The sequence below is a fragment of the Streptomyces sp. Ru72 genome (assembly GCF_002920635.1).
GTDB lineage: Bacteria > Actinomycetota > Actinomycetes > Streptomycetales > Streptomycetaceae > Streptomyces.
The window spans coordinates 17,626-36,503 of the sequence record NZ_PQSR01000001.1; the positions used below are offsets into that span (position 1 = coordinate 17,626).

The window sequence follows — 18,878 nt, forward strand, 5'->3', positions numbered from 1 at the left end:
CCGGCCACCGTACGTCCGACGTCAGATCTGCGTGACGTCCAGCTCACCTGCCGCGTACTGCCGCCGCAGCACCTTCTTGTCGAACTTGCCGACGCTCGTCTTGGGTACCGCCTGGATGATCGTCCAGCGCTCGGGCAGCTGCCACTTGGCGATCCCCCGCTCATCGGCGAGGAAGGAGCGGAGGACTGCGAAGTCGGCCGTGGCGCCCTCCTTCAGCACCACGGTGGCCAGCGGCCGTTCCCCCCACTTCTCGTCCGGGACCGCGACGACGGCGGCCTCGGCGACGTCCGGGTGAGCCATCAGGGCGTTCTCCAGGTCCACCGACGAGATCCACTCGCCGCCGGACTTGATGACGTCCTTGGCGCGGTCGGTGAGGGTGAGGAAGCCCTCGGGGCTGATGGTGCCGACATCGCCGGTCTTGAGCCAGCCGTCCTCGCTGAACTTGTCGGCGGGGCGCAGGGGTTCGGCGTCCGGACCGTTGTAGTAGGCGCCCGCGATCCACGGGCCGCGCACCTCCAGTTCGCCCGCGGACTCGCCGTCCCAGGGAAGCCGCTCGCCACCGGGGCCGGTGAGGCGGGCCTCGACCCCGGCGGGGAAGCGGCCCTGGGTGAGCCGGTAGGTGAACTCCTCGTCCGTGCCGACGGCGTGGGCGGGCGGCCGGGCGATCGTGCCCAGCGGAGACGTCTCGGTCATGCCCCAGGCGTGGCAGACCCGCATGCCGAGCTTGTCGAAGGCCTCCATGAGGGAGGGCGGGCAGGCGGAGCCGCCGATGGTGACCTGGTTGAGGGTGGAGACGTCGCGGGGCCGGGAGCTGAGCTCGGCGAGCAGGCCCTGCCAGATGGTGGGGACGGCGGCGGCGTGCGTGGGCCGTTCCTTCTCGATCATCTCCGCGAGGGGAGCGGGTTGCAGGAAGCGGTCCGGCATCAGCATGTTGACGCCGGTCATGAAGGTGGCGTGAGGCAGGCCCCAGGCGTTGACGTGGAACTGCGGGACCACGACGAGCGAGGTGTCCTGATCGGTCAGGCCCATCGACTGGGCCATGTTGACCTGCATGGAGTGCAGGTAGATCGAGCGGTGGGAGTAGACGACGCCCTTGGGGTCGCCGGTGGTGCCGGAGGTGTAGCACATGGCGGCGGCCTGGCGTTCGTCGATCTCGGGCCAGTCGAACGTCGTGGGTTTGCCCGCGATCAGCTCCTCGTACTCGTGCACCTGGGCGCGCGCGCCGTCGAGGAGGGAACGGTCACCGGGGCCCGACACGACGACGTGCTCGACCGTGGCCAGCTGCGGGAGCAGCGGTGCGAGCAGCGGGAGCAGCGAGCCGTTGACGATGATCACCCGGTCGGCTGCGTGGTTGGCGATCCACACCAGCTGCTCGGCGGGCAGGCGGAGGTTGAGCGTGTGCAGGACCGCGCCCATGGAGGGAATCGCGAAGTAGGCCTCGACATGCTCGGCGTTGTTCCACATGAGGGTCGCGACCCGGTCGTCGCCCCGGACGCCGAGGTCGTCGCGGAGAGCGGCTGCGAGCTGCACGGCGCGGATGCCCGCCTCGGCGAAGCTGCGGCGCTGCGGCTCGCCCTCGCCGGTCCAGGTGGTGATCCGGGACGTCCCGTGCACCAGCGTTCCGTGCGCAAGGATGCGTGTGACGGTCAGCGGTACGTCCTGCATGGTGCTCAGCACGGAGTCCTCCCGGGCGTCATTGCCTACGCGGCAGTAGGGGTCGCGCTGATTCTGCGCACATACCGATCGGTATGTCACTAGGCCTGGGGATGATCGATCAAGGCGTCGACCCTCGGCCATCCGCACGGCCACCAGCACCGGCCCGGCAACCGGCTCCCGGCCCCCCGGCCCCCCGGCTCCCGGCTCCCGGCTCCCGGCGCTCAGCGCACCGGTGCGAGTTCGGGATCCTCGCGGAGCTTGCCCAGGGCGCGGGACACCGCCGACTTCACCGTGCCGATGGACACACCGAGCACCTCGGCCGTCTGGGCCTCGCTCAGGTCCTCGTAGTAGCGCAGGACGAGCATCGCCCGCTGGCGTGCGGGCAGTTTCATGATCGCGCGCCACATGGCGTCGTGCAGCGCCTGCTCCTCGGCCGGGTCCGCGGCGGGCAGGCCCTCCGGCTCGGGCAGCTCGTCGCACACGAACTCGTCGACCTTGCGCTTGCGCCACTGCGAGGTCCGCGTGTTCAGCAGCGCGCGGCGCACGTACCCGTCGAGCGCACGGTGGTCCTCGATCCGGTCCCAGGCGACGTACGTCTTGGTCAGCGCGGTCTGCAGCAGGTCCTCCGCGTCGCTGGCGTTGGCGGTGAGCGACCGGGCGGTACGCAGCAGCACCGGCTGACGCGCCTTCACGTACGACGAGAACGACGGGAACGGAAGGGTCTGCCTCGCCGGCGTGGCGGCGTCCGAAGCGCTGGTGCAGACGGGTGTGGTCATGGCTCCACGCTAGGGATCGCGCCCCTTGCGGCGGATCGGCCGCAGGTCCCGAAGACGCCTCCCCCTCAGGTTGTAGGCGGGGGGCTGCCCCCACCTCCTGAAGGTGGACGAACGGGCGCCTACACCTGAGGGTTCGCCCCTGAGGGATGACTACGGCAGGAGCAGGCGAGCCACGCGCGTGCGGCAACCGTACCGGGGCGAACGGCCGGCGCGGCCCGCACCGCTCATCGGTCCGCCGTCAGGATCAGACCGGAGGTGGGGACGCCGGTGCCCGCGGTGACCAGGGTGCGGGCGGCCCCGGGTATCTGGTTGACGGCGGTGCCGCGCAGTTGCCGTACGGCTTCCGCGATGCCGTTCATGCCGTGCAGGTACGCCTCCCCGAGCTGCCCTCCGTGGGTGTTCAGCGGCAGCGCCCGCGCGGCCACGAAGTCCGCCGCCGTACCCCGCTCGCAGAACCCGAACTCCTCCAGCTGCATCAGCACCAACGGCGTGAAGTGGTCGTACAGGATGCCCACATCGATGTCCGCCGGGCCCATTCCCGATGTCCGCCACAGTTGGCGGGCCACCACGCCCATCTCCGGCAGGCCCGTCAGGTCGTCCCGGTAGAAGCTGGTCATCTGTTCCTGGCGGCGCCCCGCGCCCTGGGCGGCGGCCGTGACCACCGCGGGCGGGTGGGGCAGATCGCGCGCCCGTTCCAGGGAGGTGACGACCAGCGCCTGGCCGCCGTCCGTCTCCTGACAGCAGTCGAGCAGCCGCAGTGGTTCCACGATCCAGCGGGAGGCCGCGTGGTCGGCGAGGGTGATGGGCCGGCCGTGGAAGTGGGCCGCCGGGTTGGTCGCCGCGTACGTGCGGTCGACGACGGCCACGTGGCCGAACGCCTCCGGTGTCAGACCGTACGTGTGCAGGTACCGCTGTGCGGCCATCGCCACCCAGGACGCCGGGGTGAGCAGCCCGAACGGCAGCGGCCAGCCCAGCGCGGCCCCCTCCGCCGACGGCTCGCGGTGCCGCACCCCGGTGCCGAAGCGGCGGCCGGAGCGCTCGTTGAACGCCCGGTAGCAGACGACGACGTCGGCCACCCCGGTCGCCACCGCGAGCGCGGCCTGCTGGACGGTCGCGCACGCCGCACCGCCGCCGTAGTGGATCCGGGAGAAGAAGGACAGCTCGCCGATGCCGGTGGCCTGGGCGACGGTGATCTCCGGGCTGGTGTCCATCGTGAACGTGACCATGCCGTCCACGTCCGCGGGTGTGAGCCCCGCGTCGCCCAGCGCGGCCCGCACCGCCTCCACGGCCAGCCGCAGCTCGCTGCGCCCGGAGTTTTTGGAGAACTCGGTGGCCCCGATCCCCACGACGGCGGCCCGCCCGCCGAGGGTGTCCCTCGTCCGTACGCTCATACGGCATCGCCGTTCGGGACGGTCACCGTGACCGTGCCGGTGACGTGCCGGCCGATGCCGTTGGCCCCGACCACCCTCACCGTGGCCGTGTCCCCGTCGACCTCCTCGACCCTGCCGGTCAGCACCATCGTGTCCCCCGGGTGATTGGGCGCGCCGAGCCGGATGGCGACCTTGCGCAGGACGGCCGCCGGGCCGAAGTGGTCCGTGACGTACCGGCCGACCAGCCCGTTCGTGGTAAGGATGTTCATGAAGATGTCGGGGGAGCCCTTCTTCCGGGCCGGCTCGGGGTCGTGGTGGACGTCCTGGTAGTCCCGGGAGGCGATCGCACCGGCCACGATCAGCGTGCGGGTGATCTCGATCTCCAGCGGCGGCAGCTCCGTCCCCCCGCGCAGCCCCCTCATCGCTCCACCTCACGGCCGTCGACGGCGCGGAACACCGGAAGCTGAAGTTCCCTGTCGTATCGCTCGAACACCAGGCGTACGGGCATGCCGATGCGCACCTTGTCGTAGGGCACCCCGGTCACGTTGCTGACGATCCGGACGCCCTCGGCCGATTCGATCAGGGCGACCGCGTAGGGAGGGTCGAAGGCCGGGAAGGGCGGATGGTGCAGCACGACGTACGAGTAGACCGTGCCCGCCCCGCTCGCCTCGACCGTGTCCCATTCCGGTGAGCCGCACGCGTTGCACCCCGGCAGCCAGGGGAAGCGCGGGGTGCCGCAGTCGCCGCACCGCTGGATCAGCAGCCGGTGCCGGGCGACGCCCTCCCAGAACCCGGCGTTGTCCCGGTTGATCACCGGGCGGGGCCGTCCGGCCTCGGGCCCGGTGCGGGTGGGACGGGCGCGGGTGGGCTTGCCGGCGGGCGCGTACTTGAGGATCCGGAACCGATGCGTCCCCACGGGTTCACCGCCCACCCGCACGTTCATCCGCGTCGTCACGAAGTACCCCGTGCCGAGTTTCGTACGCTTCTGGTCCGAGACCGACTCGATGACCGCGTCGTACATGACCTCGTCCCCGGGGCGCAGCGGCCGCAGGTACTCCTGTTCGCAGTCGGTGGCGACGACGGAGGTGCAGCCCGCCCCGTCGAGCAGGGCCAGCAGCTCGTCGTACGCCTGTGTACGCCCCGCGTGGGCGGAAAGGCCTCTCATCGTCCACACCTGGAGCATGGTGGGCGGGGCGATGGCGTCCGGGCCGGTGTACGCGGGGTTGGTGTCGCCCATCGCCTCGCACCAGTGCCGGATCATCGGCGCGTTGACCGGGTCCTTGCCGACGCCCGCGACGACGGCCGGCCGGCCCTCGTACGCCTTCAGCCGCGCGGCGAAGTCCTCCTCGAGCCGCATCGTTGCGGGCCTCCCGGATCTCGTGGCACGTGGGTCCAAGAATTTCTGACTGTCCGTCAGGTATTGGCGGGCTGTCAAGGCCGCCGACTCCCGCGACCGGACTCCTCAGGGCACCGATTGCGTGAAGGGAGCCTTCCGGGGCAGCCGGGACGCGACGGGCCGGAGCAGAGGGGGTCGGATGTTCGACGGTTTCGAACTGACGTGGTGCGAAGGGGACGGGGCCCGGCTGCTGGTGCGGCACGGCGGCGACGGTCCCGCTGTGCTGCTCCTGCACGGCCATCCGCGCACCCACGCGACCTGGCATCGGGTCGCTCCGCTGCTGGCCGCGGCCGGTCACACCGTGGTCTGCCCGGATTTGCGCGGCTACGGCCGGTCCGCCAAGCCGCCGACCGACCGGGAGCACCGCCCGTACTCCAAGCGCGCCATGGCACGGGACTGCCTGGCGGTGATGCGCGGCCTCGGGCACGAGCGTTTCGCCGTCGTCGGCCACGACCGCGGCGCCTACGTGGCCACCCGTCTCGCCCTGGACCACCCGGAGGCGGTCTCCGCGCTGAGCGTGCTGGACGCGGTCCCCATCGGGGAGGCGCTGGGACGCTGCGACGCTGCGTTCGCCGCGAGCTGGTGGCACTGGTTCTTCCTGGGACAGACCGACAAGCCCGCCGAGCGGGTCATCAATGCGGATCCCGACGCCTGGTACCGGGCCACCCCCGAGCAGATGGGCGACGAGGCATACGAGGACTACCACCGCGCCATCCACGATCCGGCCACCGTGCACGCCATGTGCGAGGACTACAGGGCCGGTCTCGGCGTCGACCGGGAGCACGACGACGCCGACCGGCGGGCCGGCCGACGCGTCGCCTGCCCACTGCAGGTGCTCTGGGCCACCCGCGACGACATGGCCGAGCTCTATGGCGACGTGCTCGGCGTCTGGCGCGACTGGGCGGGCGACCTGCTGGCGGGCGGCCCGATCGACAGCGGACACCACATGGCCGAGGAGGCGCCCGGGGCGCTCGTCACCGCGCTGCGCGCCTTCTGGCAGGCGCACAGGAGCTGACCGCCGGAGACCGCCCACCGGCTCACCGGCCCGGGACATCGCGACCACCTCCTGGAGCCCGGCCCTCCTCCCCCTTCCCATTTTCGAACACAAGTACGAACATAGGGGCATGGCCACCACCGACCGGCAGGCCACCACCCTGGCCCTGGCCCACGCCCTGTCCGCCGCGGAGCGCGGGCTGGCGGTGATCCCGCTGTCCCGTACGAAACTGCCGGCCCTGCGTTCCCCGCACCGCGACGACCCGGACCCTTCGGCACCCGTCTGCCACGGCGCGTGCGGCCGTTTCGGCCACGGGGTGTACGACGCCACCACCGACCCCCGCCGCATCCGCGAGCTGTTCGCCGCCGCACCCTGGGCCACCGGCTACGGCATCGCCTGCGGTCTGCACCCCCACCATCTGATCGGCATCGACCTCGACACCAAGTCCGGCACCGACTCCTCGGCGGCCCTGCGCGAACTCGCCCTGCGCCACCTGTTCACCATCCCCGCGACGGTGGTCGTGCTCACCCCGAGCGGCGGCCGCCACCTGTGGCTGAGCGGCCCGCCGGACGTCGTCGTACCGAACTCGGCGAGCCGCCTCGCACCCGGTATCGACATCCGGGGCGCCGGCGGCTACCTGGTCGGACCCGGCTCGCGCACCGACAACGGCGTGTACAGCACGGCACCGGGCACCGCCCAACTGCCGCCCGCACCCTGCCCACCCGCCCTCCTGCGCCTGCTCACGCCCCCGCCGCGCCCGCGCCACGCCACTCCCTCGTCGGCGGGCCGGCACGGCCAGGGCCTGGTCCAGTTCGTCCTCGCGGCGCACGAGGGCCAGCGCAACACCCGCCTGTTCTGGGCCGCCTGCCGGGCCTACGAGAACGGCTTCGGCCCCGACCTGGTTCCCGCCCTCCTCGACGCGGCGATCCGCACGGGCCTCACGCCCCGCGAGGCCCGCTCGACTCTGGCGTCGGCGGCACGGATGACGGCGCAGCGGCCCTGAGACGGGGTCGAGGAACGCTGGCCAGAGGATGGCCGGGGAGACCGGCCGAGTTCCGTTCAAGCCGCCGTGGCCAGGGCTCTGACGGCCCACCCACCACGATGCGTCTACCGTGCGGCCGGGAACGGCGGGGCGGCCTGGCGGCCGGAGAGGTGGGCCGTCGCGCTGTTACACAGCGGTGACGGTTCCCGTATCGATCACGGTTATGTGATCAGTCACACTCACTGCATCGCACACCCGCCAGGGCCGAAACCGGGGGCCGGACGGAAAACCGCGCGGGGCGATCTTCTTGCTTCGCCACTCTTGTCATCCCTGGGGGGATCACCATGTCCGCTGTGCTCGCGCGCCACCGTCTCACCCTCCGTACCGCCGTCGCCACCGCCGCCCTCGCCGGCGCCCTGCTCACGCCGGCCGTCGCCTTCGCCGCCGACGGGCAGTCCGGCACCGACACGCACTGCACCGCGACGCAGACCATCCCCTCCGCCTTCGGCGGCTGGACGGTCGACCTGACCAACAGCCTCTCGGCGGGCCCCCAGGCCGTACTGAAGGACGACAAGGGCAAGACGATGTCCACCGTGGACCGCGCCCACCCCGAGGACCTCGCCAACGGCCTCAAGATCAAGAACGCGGACACCACCTCCCCGCTCTTCCTCGACCGCTCCCAGGGCGACCCGGCGCCGTGGCGCCAGACGCCGTTCCCGGCCCTGCCGAAGGGCTGCCTGGGGACGGGCACGGGCAGCGGTTCCGGCACGGGAACGGGGTCCGGGTCGAGCGCCGGTACCGGCACCGTCACCGTCATCGGCAAGTGCACCGTGATGCGGACCATCCCCTCCCGCTTCGGCGGCTGGACGGTCGACCTGACCAACAGCCTCCGTAAGGGCCCCAAGGCCGTGCTGAGGGACAGCAAGGGCAAGGCGGTATCCACCGTTGACCGCAACCGTCCCGAGGACACCGTCAACGGCCTGAAGATCGAGAAGGCCTACAGCACCGCCCCGCTCTTCCTCGACAACAACCAGGGCGGCGACTCCCCCTGGCGCACTACGCCCTTCCCCAAGCTCCCCAAGAACTGCCTGAACACGGGCACCGGAACCGGTACGGGCACCACCCGGACCACCACGGCCACCCAGACCAAGGTCGTCCCCACCGGCGCCGTCGCCGCGGGCGCCGAGGGCACCGGCAGCTCGCAGAACACCACGCTGCTGGTGGGCGGCACGGTCCTGGCCGCGGGCGGCGTGATCGGCCTCGGTCACGTGGTGCGCCGCCGCCGCGCCGGTGTCTGACCTTCCGTCACCACCGCCCCAGGCGGGCCACCGGTCATCACCGGCGGCCCGCCTTCCGCATCTCCCCCAGGCCACTCCCCAGCGCAGCCCAGGAAGCCCCGAGGAACCCCGATGAACGCGCCCCCAGCCCAGGACGCCCCGCCCCCGTCCCCGCCCTCCCGCAGCCGCCTGCGCTGGATCGCGGCCACGGCGGCGGCAGCACTGGTCGTCGGCGGCTGGATGACGGCCATCGCCCTGGACACCGGCACCCCGGCGCCCGCCGCACACGGCCCGGCAGCGAACATCACCACCTCCGGCCCACCGCCGTCGCCCGCATCCGCGTCCTCGCCCACATCCTCACCGGCTCCGCTACCCGCATCCGCGCCCGTGCGGGTCCGCATCCCGGCCGCCGGCGTCGACACCTCCCCGGTCCTCCAACTCGGCCTGGCCGCCGACGGAACCGTCCAGGTGCCGTCCGTCGCCCAGGCCGACCGCATCGGCTGGTACCGGGAGGGCGTCACCCCCGGCCAGACGGGACCGGCCGTACTCATCGGCCACTTCGACACCGTCAACGGGCCCGCCGTCCTGCGCAACGTGGCACGCGTGCGTCCCGGCGACACCATCACCGTCGACCGCGCCGACGGCTCCACCGCCGTCTTCGCCGTACGCACCCTGCAGCAGGTGGACAAGAGACACTTCCCCACCCAGCAGGTGTACGGCGACACCTCCCGCCCCGAACTGCGCGTCATCACCTGCGGCGGCGACCTGCGCGCGGGCCACCGCCCGGACAACATCATCCTGTACGCCGACCTGGTACGAACCTCCACGAGCTGAGCCCCGCGGGGGCTGGCGTGCCGCGCCGGTGATACGAACACGCCAGACCATCGCAGCAGGTGAGAGGCGCATCGGCACCAGTTCAGGCGCCCATCGAGTCGCTTCGGGACGAAGCGGCCGCGGGTTCGAAGTCCCGCCCCGAGACACAGGTCAGGCCATCTACCGGCCCTCGCTGGTAGATGGCCTGAGCCTTCCCGTGTCACAGCTGAGTACTGGGCTCCTGCTGTTGGGGCGGGTTGGGATCCCAGCCGACCGCGAACGACCATGTGACGTCCGGCTCCGAGGTGAAGCGAAGTGAACCGCTGGAGCGGCTCCTGCTCATGTGGATCTCGTTCATGGTGGACAGCACCTTTCCCTTTTCGCGCAGAAGGGGGAAGGAGAGGCTGGTCGGCTGCACCTCGACGGTGAGCCGGCCCGGACCCTCGCAGTCGATCGCGATCGCGAGGGTCTGCCCTGCCTTGATCCCGCCAGGAATCTCGTAGACGGCATCGCCCTTCACCTGGGTGCCGCTTGCCAGGGCCGTGATGCCGTCTGAGGCGATCTCTGGGGCCTTGGCTACGGATGGGGCGTGGGGATCAGGGGATGCGCCGACCGTCGCTGTCGTGGGCGGGGTGGTGGTCGTTCGCGCGGGGTGGCTTGCCGTGGTGCCGCCGTGATGACCGGAGGTGCAGCCGGCTGCCGCCAGAGCGGCGATGAGTGCGCAGCCGGTCAGGCGGGCGGACTGCCAGGTGATCGCCATCAGGCGTTCGTCTCCCAGATGTACCAGCCGACGTAGTGGGGGGCGTAGCTCGTGATGGTGCTCTTCGCAGAGGTCTGGCAATTGCTGTAGATGACCTCGATCTTGCCGATCATTGGCGCAGTTCGCAGCGCCGAACAGGTTCCAGGGCCTACAGCAGCGAAGTACAGCGACCCCAGCAACCGACCACGACCGACAGCCAGTTTGAGGGGCCGCACTGTGACCTCCATGGCCGCCGTTGACCGATTCCGTAGAGCTACGGATCAGAAGGCGGCCGTGCCCCACCCATGCCCGATCGTGCGGGAGACCCCGGAAACCACGGGGACGAGCGGGCATCGCACAGTGGAACGGCCCCCGACCGTATTACCTGGTCGGGGGCCGTTCCGTCTGGCGGTGGGTGTGGGATTTGAACCCACGGTGGCTTGCGCCACGACGGTTTTCAAGACCAGCCGGATTCAGGTGTCCAGATGCGCATTGACCTGCGCCTTAGCCGATGCGAGCCGCTTCCTCCGGCCCAAGTTGGCCAGAGGATGGCCGCAGGGCTCCCGCGGACGTTCCCAAGATCCGTGGCCATCATCCTCCCTCAGGCCACCGCCAACCGGAGGCACGTAGGGCTTCCGCCTGTGCTCTGACGACGACTCGAAGCTGATCCGCGTCAGCAATACCGACATACGCGGCTTGCGCGGTCGTTTGGCCAGGATGCTTGCGGTAAAAGCCACCTGGAGTTCCGATCATCCACCCGTCAGAGACGGCAGCGCAGGAAAGAACGACGGCAACTGTTTCCCATGCAGGCAAAGTCGGCCACGCTCCTACCGCGAGCAGCAACGGCGTTCGCACCGTCAGATGTTGGCCCATTACCGGAAAGCGGTCCTCATCGTAGGCAGTCAGCAGCGTCTCATAGGTGAGAGGCCCCTCCGGGGGATCGTACGGCCCTGCGACCGTGGATCCATCGGGAAGCAGGTCCAGTCCCGCGGCGACGCACCATCCCATCTCCGGGTGCTCTTCCATCGCGGCGATTTCCCGGGCCAGACCTCCAGGAATGATCATGTCGTCTGCGTCCAGCGTCCGTACCAACTCGCCGGTTACTCGCGGCAGGGCCATTGTGCGGGCCACCCCAGCGCCGCCTTTACCCGCCATGCCAGGCGAGATCCAGGGCTCCTTTGGAATGGCGTTTAGCGGCCTGCCCGTGGTCCCGTCTTCCTGGACGAGCCACTGGACATCCCACCCTTCAGGAAGACGCTCACGCTCATCCCGAAGAGACTCATACGCTTCCCGCAGGTATTTTTCGCCTCCGTCATAGACGGGCGTTACCACGCTGATGATTCGAGTCATGACCACCGCCTCAAAGGTGTGACGTACCGGAGTTCCACGCGATCCGCAGGTAGCGGTATGTCGGTTACTTCTACGGCCTGACCGGTCGTGGAGTACGAAACCTTTCTCACGCGGAGCACTGGGACTCCCGGGGGGATGTCCTGCTCTTCCATCTCTGTGTCCGTTGGCATGGAGGCTGTCACCCAGTCCTCGATGCGGTCGACCTCGACACCCACGGTGTGGAGTTGATGGAGGGCGCCGCCGGGCCAAGGCTCTCGTCCCAGGTCGAACAGTTCCGGGTTCTGGCTGGCGAGGTCATGCGGCATGTACGAGATGGACCTGCCGACGCCTGCACCTTCCTTGTGTCGACGAGTGTTGGTGCGGCGTAGGACCAGGGCTCCCGCCTCCAGTCCGAGCGCTTCGGCTACGTCAGGCGGGGCCGGGATCACGTCCAGCTCGACCTGGTTCTCGTACATGGCCGACAGCGACACGCCTGTGTCGAGTTCCGCGACGCCGGTAGTCGCGCGTTCCTCTTCTGGCCGGAGTACAAGATCCTTTTCCACTTGGTAGCGGGTGTTGGCCCTGACTTGATGGATTGGCTGCACTCGCACTCGGGTGGTGCCGCCGGCCTTGCCCGAGAGCAGACCTCGTTCCTTGAGTACCTGCACCGTCCGACTGGCGGTGTTGGGGGCCACGTTGTGCGCTCTGGCCAGCTCGTTGACGGTGGGAAACCGGTCGCCAGGCGCGTACTCCCCCCTCCGAATCTCAGCGGCCAGCGCATCCGCCAGCTCCAGGTACTTCGACGTGTTTGCCATGGCTGCACTCTCTCACCCCCCTCACCCTCACGCAACGACCAACGCAAGTTGCCTCTATCCATGTTGCGTTGGTTGTTGACCCGCCCGCCGCGGTGTGCCACAGTCTCCATGGCGCCAGATCCATCGCAAGATGCTTTGACCAATCTGGTTTGCCTGGCCTTGAGCTCAGTTGCTTGACAACTCAACAGCGTGCCAAGTCGATGGGGTGCGATTCCCCGTCCCCGTAGCGGCCCGGGTGATGGCCGCCGGCGGCCACTTCGAGACAGGAGAACACGTCCTGCCCTGCGTGCCAGCTCTGGAGAACAGCTCTGGGGATCATCCCTTCATTTCTGGAGGTCAACCCCTGGGCTGCCACCCGGTGCGCGCCGCCCTGCTGGCGTCAGAGCAGTGACGATGACGCGCCCGACTTTCCGGCTCGGGATCGATGCTCCGTGGCAACGGCGCACCGGTGAAGCCGGTCGCTTCTGGATCGCAGCGTGAGCGCTGCGGCCGGTTGCCTCCCTCGCCCGTCCGGCCGCTCTGGTCGTACGGGCGAGGCGGGGGAGCCGGATGTTCCGACTTCAACGGCGCGCACCCCCGGAGGGCGAACTCCGGGGGTGCTGTTCGGGCCGTTCCACCGTCTAAGGAGCTACGACCCATGAGGCACATCGGTGCTGTTCAGGCGGTTGTTACCGCCGACGAGTACGACCGCGAGCCGACGGCCGCGGAACTGGACGCCATCGAGCGGGAGCTCCCGCTCATCTCCGCGGAAGTGGAGTTGCTGGACGCGCAGATCACCACCCTGGACCGCACGCCGTCGGAGGTGGACGCGCGCCGGCTGCGGCGGGCCCGCCGCCGGGTGCTGGCCGCGCGTCGGGCACTGGCCAACCACACCGCCGCCCATGATGCGGTGGGGGGTGTGGCATGAGCGAGCAGACCGTACGCCTCGACTCCCTTCCGGAGCCGGTTGCGGCGCTGCTGCGCGCGGTCCATGACGCGCTGGACATTCCGCTGCCGGGCCTGACCGATGCGGACGAACGCGCCTACACCACGCTCCTTGCCCGTCGGGTGATGGAAGCGCGGGTCACCCTGGCCTGCATCCTGCAGGACGGGCACGAGGTGGGTTGGGCCGCCGCGTCGCTGCGTGAGCAGGTGAAGCGCGGGCCCGTCACCTACACCCCGTGGACCGATGGTGGGGGTGAGCGGTGAACCGCAAGGGAAGGGTCCTGCTCGTCCTGGCGCTGGTCACGGTCGTCGCCATGGCCTTCCGGGTCTCGTGGAACGCGCTGCGGGATGTGGCGAAGGCGATTGGTGCGGACGCCACCGCGGCGCTGCTGTACCCGTTCGTGGTGGACGGGCTGATGGCGCTGGCGCTGGTGGCCACGCTGGTGCTGACGGACGACGACAGGCGGTTCGCGCTGCGGGTGCTGGCCACCTACACCCTGGCGTCGCTGGTGCTGAACTACGTGCACGGGCTCGTCCCCACACTGCACAACGCGACCGCCGGCCGTGTGCGGCTCGCACAGTGGGACGCGGGCAACTGGGTGCTGGTCCTACTCGCCTCGTCGCTGCCGGTCGGCTCGATCTACTTCGGTTCGGACCTGGTGGCCAAGGTGCTCCACCACCGCACCCCCGCCGCCATCGAGCCGGTGTGCGGGCCGGACGGACAGGAATCCGCACCCGCCCCGCACACCCCCGCACACACCGAGCAGGCACCCGCCCCGGTGCCTTCCGGCGCTGCCGCCACTGCGCCCGCCTTGGAGCCGTCCGCGCTGGTCACTGCCCGTGCGGACGCCGAGCAGGCACCCGATCCGCACGCCCCGCACACCGCCCGCACGCCCGAGGCCGAGAGCGCCGATGAGGCGTTGCGACGGGAGCAGTTCGAGGAGGCGGAGTTGGAGCGGATGCGGCAGGACGCACGCCGTGCGTACACCGAGTCCGCACAGGCGGGCCGCCCGCTCAGCGCGCGTGCGCTGGGCGAGGCGTTCGGCATGAGCGAGTCCTGGGGACGCAAGCAGATCCTCGCCGTCCGCGACGAGGAGGAGCCGTCCCGCCCGCACCTGCGGGCCGTGGACACAGCGGCCGTGTGATGGCCGGCATCCCGGTCTACCGGTGGCGGCTCGCCCCGGACGGGTTGGCCACTCGTCGTCAGCTCCGCGCGAAGGGGTTGCGGCCCGGTGGTCAGGACGTGGCCGCGCAGTTGGAGCGTCCGCGGCGTCGGCGTCCGCCGCTGGTGGCCTACCTGTACGAGATCGACCGCGCCAAGCCGGTCCGGCCGATGACGCCCGCCAAGTGGGCGGCACTGGCGAAAGCGAACGCCGCCCGGCGCACCTGCCCCGAGTGCCGCCGGGATGCCGGATACGTCATTCCGCCCTCACTCGGCATGTGTGTGTCCTGCGCCTACCCCGAGGAACAGTGCGCCGCTTGAACCCCACTCACCGACTGGAGAGTTGAGCGTGAATCCCACTACTTCTCCCCGTCGTCGTCTGGTCTTGTCCGGCATCGTCGTCGCCTGCGCGGCGCTGGTCGGGGCGATCGGCGTGCGGCTGTCCGACTACGGCGTCCCTGCCGCGCTGCTGGTGGCCTGCTCGCTGTCGTGCCTGGCCACCTTCACCAGCTTGGCCTTCCGCGTGCTCGACGCGTTGTCGACCACGACGCATCAGTGCAAGCAGCCGGGCTGCGACTTCCGGGTGCGGCTGACCAACGCCGATGCCGCCGAGAACCGGCGCTGGCAGGAGATCGCCGCCCGGCACCCGCACCGCGCGCTCTAGCAGCCCAGCCCCTTGTTGGCAGGCCCGGCCGGCAACTTTCCACGGCCCCGGCCGGGCCCTACTCCCCCAAAGGAGTGCTCACAGCATGACGGAACTCAGCACCGAGCCGGTAGCCGTCGAGACTGCCCCGACCACACCGCCCCCGCCGCCCGACCCGCAGACCCCCGCGGCCAAGGACGTGAAGGAGGTGGAGCACACGCCCGGCGGCTGGCCGGTCGTCCCCCTCGCCCTGACCGGTGCGAACACGACCGTGGGCATGGTCGCCGCCGCCTCCCTGGCCAGCGGCCCCATCGCCGCCATGGTCGCCGCGACCGGCGCCGTCGTACTCGGCACGGTCGCCGCCACCCGCTCCCGCAAGCCCAACCCCCGCCGCGACGCCCGGCGAGCGGCGGCCCGGGCCGCTGGCCGCACGGCCGCCCGCAGTGCAGGCCTGCGCCACAGTGGGACGGGAGCAGGCGGCAGCGGAAGCCGCGGCACTCGCTCGGCTGCCCGTGCCGGTCGCTCCGGTGGCCGGTCGGGCAGCGCGCCGGGCCAGCACCGCGGCGCCGGTTCCACGGCCCGCCACGGCAGCACCGCCACCAGCGCAAAGACCGGCGGCAAGGCCGGTCAGAGCGCGTCCAAGCACCCCACCGGCACGACGAGGAAGGCCGCGGGCCGCATGGGGCAGATACGGGCCCTGCGAGCCGCGCAGCAGGCCGCAGGTGCCTCTCGCGCGGACAAGCGGGCGCAGAACACCGCCGCCCGGCGCGCGGTCGCGGACGCCCGCCGTAACGCCAAGGCCGCAGGTGGCAGCAGCCGGTTGGGCAAGGGCGGAACGGGCGGGGGCCGCCTGCTGGGCGGCGCCGTCCGTAAGGCCCGCGCCGTGCGGGATGCGGCGATCGCGAAGAACCGGGCCAAGCGGGATGCCAAGACCGGTGGCAAGGTCGCCGCGCAGCGCGCGCAGGTGCGTAAGGCCCCGGCCCGGAAGGCGGCGCGGCGGGCGCTGCGCAGGTCCGCGGCCCGCTTCCACGGGCGGCGCCTGCTCGCCGCCCTGCTCGCCCTGCCCGTGGGTCTGCTCGGCTGCCTGACCACCCCGATCGGCCGCAAGTTCAACATCCCGTGGCTGATGAACCCTGGCCGCCGCCTCTTCCGGCGCATGGTCCGCACGGCCACCGAGCAGCGCGCCGCACGGGATGAGGCCACCCGCGAGGACCTGCGCGAGCAGGAGGCCGCCGCCGATGCGGAGGCCGCCAAGGACGGTGCGGACGGCATCGCGGACGGCGTGGAACGCCCCGCGGCCACGGTCCCCACCTGCAGCAGCACATCCGAGGTGAGTGAAGGAGAGCACGTGTCCGGTTTCCGGTTCGAAGAGGCCGCCTCCGAGATGGAGCAGGCCGCCACCCAGTACGACCCCGAGAACGCCATGGAGATCCTGGCCATGGTCGAAGGGCTCCCGGCCGCGCTGACCAGCGTGGCGAACGTGATGAAGATCCTCGCCGAGCGGTCCGACTCGGAGTTTCCGCTGGAGAAGGAAGTCGCGGACGGCTTCAACGACATCTTCGGCGCCCTGATGAGCGCCGTCGCGGTCGCGGAGGACATGGGGCCGCTGTTCCGGCAGGCCCACGAACAGGACATCGCCCGCCACGAGGACCCCCGCAACGGCCACGAGGCCGAGAAGGGCTGGAACGTCTGAGATGAGCAGCACCGCCACCGCCAACCAGAGCAGTGGCCCGGTGCTGGACTGGGCCGCCGGTCACGGACCTGTGACCGGCGCCCTGTCCGCCACCACCGGAGCCTTCGCCGTCGCCACCACCGGCGCCGCAACCGCCATGCCGCCCGGCTGGGCCCTCGCCGTCGGCGCCGCCGGCGCCCTCGGACACACCGTCGTGGGGCTGCGCGTCCGCAACGCCGGCCGCACCCTGGCCACCCGCGCCGCATCCTGGCTCGTCGGCGCTGGGTGGACCACCTGGGCCATGACCCACGGTCCCCTGACCTGGGCCGCCCTCGGCTCGCTCGCCACCATCGGAGTCGGCATCGGCGCCGCCGCCCGCTCCACCGCCCTCTACGAAGAAGCCCGGGAAGAGGAGGCCATCGCCGCCGAACAGAGGCAGATCGCCGCCGAACTGTCAGCGGAGCGCCGGGCCATCGCCGCCGAGTGGGTGGACCGCATACAGCGCGTCTGCAACATCACCATCCGCGTGGTGGGTGTCGAGAAGTGGGAGACCGGCACCGGATACTCCATCGACGCCGAACTCCCGCCCGGCGGCGCCACCTGGAACAAGATCGCGGCCGAGTCGGCGCGGCTGTCCGCGGACGCCCGTCTGCCGCACGGCTGCACCGCCACCGCCTCCCCCGGCATCCACCAGGGTCGCGTCATCATCGACGTGACCACCGTCAACGTGCTGGAGGAAGAGCGGACCTACCCGGCCGAGTACGGGCCGCTGTCCCTGCACACCGGCATCCCCTGGGGCTACCGCACCAACGCCGAAGAGATCCGGGCCTACCTGCGCGAACAGTGCGCGCTCATCGTCGGCCCCACCGGCTCCGGTAAGACCAACTTGGTCCATTCGATCCTCGCGGGGTTCGCCCGCGCAGAGGACATGCTGACCTGGGTCATCGACCTCAACGCCGGCAGCGCTGGCCTGCCCTGGGTCCTGCCCGCACTCAACGGCGAGATCGAGGGACACGACGGCAAGCCCGTCCGCCCTGGGATCGACTGGCTGGCAGGGACGTTCGATGAGGCCATGACCATGCTGGACACCGCCGTGCGGGTCGCCAAGCAGCGCAAGATGGGCTACCAGGATCTGCTGGCCCGCCACAACACCGACCTGCTGCCCATCAGCGCCAAAATCCCTCAGATCATGCTGGTCATCGATGAGGGCGCGGAGATCCTGGCCAGCCCGGACCGGCAGATCCGCAAGCTCGGAGAGAAGATCCTGGAAGTGATCCGGATCGCCCGCGCCATGGGCATCCGCACCGTGCTCACCGCCCTCGGGGCCACCGGGAGCGTGCTGAGCAACCTGATGATCCGCCGCGAAGCCAAGGTCCGGGTTGCCCTCACCGGTGGTGAGACCGAGGGCATGGACCTGTCCAAGATGTTCCCCGGCTCCCGTGGCCTGCGCGTCGACCAAGCCCCCTACAAGGGCGCTGGGTTCATGGGCACCCCCGAATCGCCCGCCGGGCTGTTCAAAGCGTGGCGCATCCTGCCCAACCAGATCCGCGAGATCATCGCCGCCACCTCCGACCGCCACCCCCGGCTGGACGACGTGTCCGCCAAGGCAGCCGGGCCCGCCTACGCCCGCCGCTGGGACGCCGACCGCACCGCATGGATGCTCGACCGCGCCCCCAGCGACGACACCGAGGACGCCACCCCTTCCGGGGCGGGACTGAACCTGTCCGCGCTGCGGGGCGAGCAACCGGTGGAGCAGGTCTCGCCGGAAGACGAAATGCTGCGCCGCTTCCGCGAGGAGATCGACGCACAGTTCGGCACCGCGCCCGACCCGCACGCCCCGACGAGCGACGGGCCGCCGCCCGCCTCGGGCGGGCTGAACCTGTCCGCGCTGCGGGGCGAGCAGGACAGCCCCGCACAACGGGCCGCGCTCGCGCTGCTGCTCGCCGCCGGCACCGAGGGCACCGGAGCCTCCGCGATCGCCCGTGCCCTGGCCGACGAGTACGGAACGACCCGTCAGACGGTCGTCGGCTGGCTCAAGACGTGGGTGACGGACGGCACCGCCGTCCGGATCGGGGAGGGCACCAAGGCCCGTTACGTCCACCGCCAGCACGCCCCCGAGCAGCCTCCAGAGGACTGATCACTTGTCGCTTGTCGCCTCCCCAAAAAAGCCTCTGGGGCGGCCCTGGAGGCCCGGAAACGGCTTGTGACCTGCAAGGCGACAAGCGACAAGACAAGACAAGCGACAAGCCAGACGACAAGCCGCACGACAAGCGAGACGACAAGCAGGCACGGGCAGCCACCGCACGGCGCGGAGGCTGCCCGCCGCGTTG

At 70.9% G+C, this 18,878-nt stretch carries 19 protein-coding genes; 11 read left to right on the forward strand and 8 right to left on the reverse strand.

The features are described 5' to 3' along the window. Positions 1–21: 21 nt before the first annotated feature. From C3488_RS00085 to C3488_RS00110, 5 genes are all read right to left on the reverse strand, one after another. Complete coding sequence (locus C3488_RS00085) at positions 22–1,677, reverse strand: long-chain fatty acid--CoA ligase (RefSeq protein ID WP_103837204.1); 1,656 nt, start codon at positions 1,675–1,677, stop codon at positions 22–24. Positions 1,678–1,877: 200 nt separating this feature from the next. Further along, a complete protein-coding gene (locus tag C3488_RS00095) occupies positions 1,878–2,432 on the reverse strand; it encodes a SigE family RNA polymerase sigma factor (protein ID WP_103837205.1) in 555 nt (184 codons plus the stop codon). Between the two features lie 224 nt (positions 2,433–2,656). Then, positions 2,657–3,823 (reverse strand): lipid-transfer protein, encoded by a 1,167-nt coding sequence (locus tag C3488_RS00100; RefSeq protein WP_103837206.1) that lies wholly within the window; start codon positions 3,821–3,823, stop codon positions 2,657–2,659. After that, positions 3,820–4,215, reverse strand: a complete 396-nt coding sequence (locus C3488_RS00105) for a MaoC family dehydratase (RefSeq protein ID WP_103837362.1) — start codon at positions 4,213–4,215, stop codon at positions 3,820–3,822. The genes C3488_RS00100 and C3488_RS00105 overlap by 4 nt, the downstream gene beginning before the upstream one ends. Positions 4,216–4,220: 5 nt before the next feature. After that, on the reverse strand, positions 4,221–5,159 hold the full coding sequence (locus C3488_RS00110) for a bifunctional MaoC family dehydratase N-terminal/OB-fold nucleic acid binding domain-containing protein (RefSeq protein ID WP_103837207.1): 939 nt from the start codon (positions 5,157–5,159) through the stop codon (positions 4,221–4,223). 178 nt (positions 5,160–5,337) lie between these two features. Here C3488_RS00110 and C3488_RS00115 point away from each other — a divergent pair, with 178 nt between their 5' ends. The 4 genes from C3488_RS00115 (at position 5,338) to C3488_RS00130 (ending at position 9,285) form a co-directional block, all read left to right on the forward strand. After that, positions 5,338–6,213, forward strand: a complete 876-nt coding sequence (locus C3488_RS00115) for an alpha/beta fold hydrolase (protein ID WP_103837208.1) — start codon at positions 5,338–5,340, stop codon at positions 6,211–6,213. 109 nt (positions 6,214–6,322) lie between these two features. After that, positions 6,323–7,195 carry a bifunctional DNA primase/polymerase gene (locus tag C3488_RS00120; protein WP_103837209.1) on the forward strand — a complete coding sequence of 291 codons (873 nt, stop codon included), beginning with the start codon at positions 6,323–6,325 and terminating at the stop codon, positions 7,193–7,195. Between the two features lie 323 nt (positions 7,196–7,518). Then, positions 7,519–8,472 carry a hypothetical protein gene (locus C3488_RS00125; protein WP_103837210.1) on the forward strand — a complete coding sequence of 318 codons (954 nt, stop codon included), beginning with the start codon at positions 7,519–7,521 and terminating at the stop codon, positions 8,470–8,472. Positions 8,473–8,583: 111 nt separating this feature from the next. Then, positions 8,584–9,285, forward strand: a complete 702-nt coding sequence (locus C3488_RS00130) for a class F sortase (RefSeq protein ID WP_258053221.1) — start codon at positions 8,584–8,586, stop codon at positions 9,283–9,285. Positions 9,286–9,484: 199 nt separating this feature from the next. Here the strand turns inward: C3488_RS00130 and C3488_RS00135 are convergent, their stop codons facing one another. The 3 genes from C3488_RS00135 to C3488_RS00145 form a co-directional block, all read right to left on the reverse strand. Further along, positions 9,485–10,024 (reverse strand): hypothetical protein, encoded by a 540-nt coding sequence (locus tag C3488_RS00135; RefSeq protein WP_103837211.1) that lies wholly within the window; start codon positions 10,022–10,024, stop codon positions 9,485–9,487. 570 nt (positions 10,025–10,594) lie between these two features. Further along, positions 10,595–11,353, reverse strand: coding sequence for a glycosyltransferase (locus tag C3488_RS00140; protein ID WP_103837364.1), 759 nt, complete (start codon positions 11,351–11,353; stop codon positions 10,595–10,597). Further along, positions 11,350–12,147 carry a GntR family transcriptional regulator gene (locus C3488_RS00145; RefSeq protein ID WP_103837212.1) on the reverse strand — a complete coding sequence of 266 codons (798 nt, stop codon included), beginning with the start codon at positions 12,145–12,147 and terminating at the stop codon, positions 11,350–11,352. Before C3488_RS00145 ends, C3488_RS00140 begins: the two co-directional genes overlap by 4 nt. A gap of 637 nt (positions 12,148–12,784) precedes the next feature. Between C3488_RS00145 and C3488_RS00150 the strand changes: the two genes are divergently transcribed. From C3488_RS00150 to C3488_RS40330, 7 genes are all read left to right on the forward strand, one after another. After that, entirely contained in the window at positions 12,785–13,054 is a 270-nt protein-coding gene (locus C3488_RS00150) for a DUF6284 family protein (protein WP_103837213.1), read from the forward strand. After that, complete coding sequence (locus C3488_RS00155) at positions 13,051–13,335, forward strand: hypothetical protein (RefSeq protein WP_103837214.1); 285 nt, start codon at positions 13,051–13,053, stop codon at positions 13,333–13,335. Before C3488_RS00150 ends, C3488_RS00155 begins: the two co-directional genes overlap by 4 nt. Next, a complete protein-coding gene (locus C3488_RS00160) occupies positions 13,332–14,216 on the forward strand; it encodes a DUF2637 domain-containing protein (protein ID WP_103837215.1) in 885 nt (294 codons plus the stop codon). The genes C3488_RS00155 and C3488_RS00160 overlap by 4 nt, the downstream gene beginning before the upstream one ends. Beyond that, positions 14,216–14,554: an RRQRL motif-containing zinc-binding protein gene (locus tag C3488_RS00165; RefSeq protein WP_103837216.1), complete on the forward strand. Its 339-nt coding sequence runs from the start codon at positions 14,216–14,218 to the stop codon at positions 14,552–14,554. The genes C3488_RS00160 and C3488_RS00165 overlap by 1 nt, the downstream gene beginning before the upstream one ends. A 64-nt stretch (positions 14,555–14,618) precedes the next feature. After that, positions 14,619–14,897 carry a hypothetical protein gene (locus C3488_RS00170; protein WP_103837217.1) on the forward strand — a complete coding sequence of 93 codons (279 nt, stop codon included), beginning with the start codon at positions 14,619–14,621 and terminating at the stop codon, positions 14,895–14,897. Between the two features lie 85 nt (positions 14,898–14,982). After that, on the forward strand, positions 14,983–16,569 hold the full coding sequence (locus C3488_RS00175; RefSeq protein ID WP_103837218.1) for a hypothetical protein: 1,587 nt from the start codon (positions 14,983–14,985) through the stop codon (positions 16,567–16,569). A 1-nt stretch (position 16,570) separates the two neighbouring features. Further along, positions 16,571–18,685, forward strand: a complete 2,115-nt coding sequence (locus C3488_RS40330; protein WP_103837219.1) for a hypothetical protein — start codon at positions 16,571–16,573, stop codon at positions 18,683–18,685. Positions 18,686–18,878: the final 193 nt, after the last annotated feature.